General features: G+C 54.0%; 1 tRNA gene and 2 rRNA genes. All 3 read left to right on the forward strand.

Going from position 1 to position 3326, the window contains the following annotated elements:
• Positions 1–61: 61 nt before the first annotated feature.
• The 3 genes from AC07M9_RS20115 (at position 62) to AC07M9_RS20125 (ending at position 3326) form a co-directional block, all read left to right on the forward strand.
• Positions 62–2856, forward strand: a 23S ribosomal RNA gene (locus tag AC07M9_RS20115).
• A 143-nt stretch (positions 2857–2999) separates the two neighbouring features.
• Positions 3000–3114 (forward strand): 5S ribosomal RNA (rrf, locus tag AC07M9_RS20120).
• A gap of 135 nt (positions 3115–3249) precedes the next feature.
• Positions 3250–3326, forward strand: a tRNA-Met gene (locus AC07M9_RS20125).

Below are 3326 nucleotides of genomic sequence, written 5' to 3' on the forward strand. Positions count from 1 at the left end.
GCCCCACAAGGGTTTAACGACGCAATCTCTATGCAGGGTTGTCGTTGATGGTGTGGATTCTCAAGCGTGAGGTAAGAGCATTTGGTGGATGCCTTGGCATGTACAGGCGATGAAGGACGTGGCACGCTGCGATAAGCGTCGGGGAGTTGTGAGCAAACTTTGATCCGACGATTTCCGAATGGGGAAACCCACCTTCACCATTTCTCTCATACTGTGAGTGATCACAGGGTGAGTGAGGTGGAAAAGGTATCACCGAGTTGAATAAAATAGACTTGGTGAAGCGAACCCGGGGAACTGAAACATCTAAGTACCCGGAGGAAAAGACATCAACCGAGATTCCGTTAGTAGTGGCGAGCGAACGCGGACCAGGCCAGTGCCTCATCTTCAGTTAGCAGAACACTTTGGAAAGAGTGGCCATAGCGGGTGACAGCCCCGTATGCGAAAGCGATGGATGAGGACTCGAGTAGGGCGGGACACGTGAAATCCTGTCTGAACATGGGGGGACCACCCTCCAAGCCTAAATACTCGTACATGACCGATAGCGAACAAGTACCGTGAGGGAAAGGTGAAAAGCACCCCGATGAGGGGAGTGAAACAGTACCTGAAACCGAATGCTTACAAGCAGTTGGAGCCTCTTTAGGGGGTGACAGCGTACCTCTTGCATAATGGGTCAGTGACTTAATGTACCATGCGAGCTTAAGCCGTTAGGTGTAGGCGCAGCGAAAGCGAGTCTGAACAGGGCGACTGAGTATGGTGTATTAGACCCGAAACCCGGCGATCTAGGCATGACCAGGTTGAAGGTGCGGTAACACGCACTGGAGGACCGAACCGTTGAATGTTGAAAAATTCTCGGATGAGTTGTGTTTAGGGGTGAAAGGCCAATCAAGCCGGGAAATAGCTGGTTCTCCGCGAAATCTATTGAGGTAGAGCGTCGGATGTATGCCGTTGGGGGTAGAGCACTGGATGGATGCGGGGGTCGCGAGATCTACCAATTCTAACCAAACTCCGAATACCAACGAGACTTATCCGGCAGACAGACGGCGGGTGCTAAGGTCCGTCGTCAAAAGGGAAACAGCCCTAACCTACAGCTAAGGTCCCCAAGTCATCACTAAGTGGGAAAGCATGTGGGAATCCCAAAACAACCAGGAGGTTGGCTTAGAAGCAGCCATCCTTTAAAGAAAGCGTAACAGCTCACTGGTCTAATTAAGGGTTCCTGCGGCGAAAATGTAACGGGGCTAAAGTGATGCACCGAAGCTTAGGGTGTGATCGTTTACGATCACGCGGTAGCGGAGCGTTCCGTAGGCCTGTGAAGCGATCTGGTAATGGGTCGTGGAGGTATCGGAAGTGCGAATGCTGACATGAGTAGCGACAAAGAGGGTGAGATGCCCTCTCGCCGAAAGACCAAGGGTTCCTGCTTAAAGCTAATCTGAGCAGGGTGAGCCGGCCCCTAAGACGAGCCCGAAGGGGGTAGTCGATGGGAACCACGTTAATATTCGTGGGCCTGGTGGTGTGTGACGGATCACGTGTATTGTTCGACCTTATTGGATTGGTCGGGCTTTGAAGTGGTTCCAGGAAATAGCCCCACCGTATAGACCGTACCCGAAACCGACACAGGTGGTCAGGTAGAGTATACCAAGGCGCTTGAGAGAAGTATCCTGAAGGAACTCGGCAAATTGCCTCCGTACCTTCGGAAGAAGGAGGCCCTGTCTAAGCGCAAGCTCTGGCAGGGGGCACAGGCCAGGGGGTAGCGACTGTTTAGCAAAAACACAGGACTCTGCTAAGTCGGCTTCAAGACGACGTATAGGGTCTGACGCCTGCCCGGTGCCGGAAGGTTAAGAGGAGGAGTGCAAGCTCCGAATTGAAGCCCCGGTAAACGGCGGCCGTAACTATAACGGTCCTAAGGTAGCGAAATTCCTTGTCGGGTAAGTTCCGACCTGCACGAATGGCGTAACGACTTCCCCACTGTCTCCAGGATATGCTCAGCGAAATTGAATTCTCCGTGAAGATGCGGAGTACCCGCGGTTAGACGGAAAGACCCCGTGCACCTTTACTGCAGCTTCAGAGTGGCATTAGGAAAGAATTGTGTAGCATAGGTGGGAGGCTTTGAAGCGACGGCGCCAGCTGTCGTGGAGCCATAGGTGAAATACCACCCTGTTGTTTTCTGATGTCTAACCTCGCACCGTTATCCGGTGCAGGGACCCTCTGTGGCGGGTAGTTTGACTGGGGCGGTCGCCTCCTAAAGAGTAACGGAGGCGCGCGATGGTAGGCTCAGGCCGGTTGGAAACCGGCTGCAAGAGTGCAATGGCATAAGCCTGCCTGACTGCGAGATTGACGAATCGAGCAGAGACGAAAGTCGGTCATAGTGATCCGGTGGTCCCTCGTGGAAGGGCCATCGCTCAACGGATAAAAGGTACGCCGGGGATAACAGGCTGATGATTCCCAAGAGCTCATATCGACGGAATCGTTTGGCACCTCGATGTCGGCTCATCACATCCTGGGGCTGGAGCAGGTCCCAAGGGTTTGGCTGTTCGCCAATTAAAGTGGTACGTGAGCTGGGTTCAGAACGTCGCGAGACAGTTTGGTCCCTATCTGCCGTGGGCGTCGATACTTGAGAGGAGTTGTCCCTAGTACGAGAGGACCGGGATGAACATGCCTCTGGTGTACCTGTCGTTCCGCCAGGAGCGCAGCAGGGTAGCTATGCATGGACGGGATAACCGCTGAAAGCATCTAAGCGGGAAGCCTCCCTCGAGATAAGGTATCATCGAGTCGTGATAGACCATCACGTTGATAGGCCGGGTGTGGAAGTGCGGTAACGCATGGAGCTAACCGGTCCTAATAACTCTGTTCATGCTTGAGAATCCCACCATCAATGACAACCCTGCCCGTAAGGCAGCAGCGACATTGGCGGCGGACGATGATCACAGCCAGACAACGCAACACACACAATCTGCACGGGCATCGATTAAAAACCTTCAACGCGTCATGCGCCGGCTCCATTGCTTGGTGACCATAGCGTCAGTGACCCACCCGATCCCATCTCGAACTCGGCCGTGAAACCTGACAGCGCCAATGGTACTGTGGCTCAAGCCCCGGAAGAGTAGGACGTCGCCAGGCATTGAAGCCGGCGCAAGGCTGCGTTGATACACAAAAAACCCATCACAATGACAAAAGGCACGAAAGTGTCCAAAGAGGGCCACGGGAGAAATCCTACAGGCCCTCTTCGCGTTCCTGAAACGCACAACATGGTGACGCGGGGTGGAGCAGCCCGGTAGCTCGTCAGGCTCATAACCTGAAGGTCGCAGGTTCAAATCCTGCCCCCGCAACCA

This window comes from Novosphingobium sp. GW821-FHT09E05 (assembly GCF_059416165.1).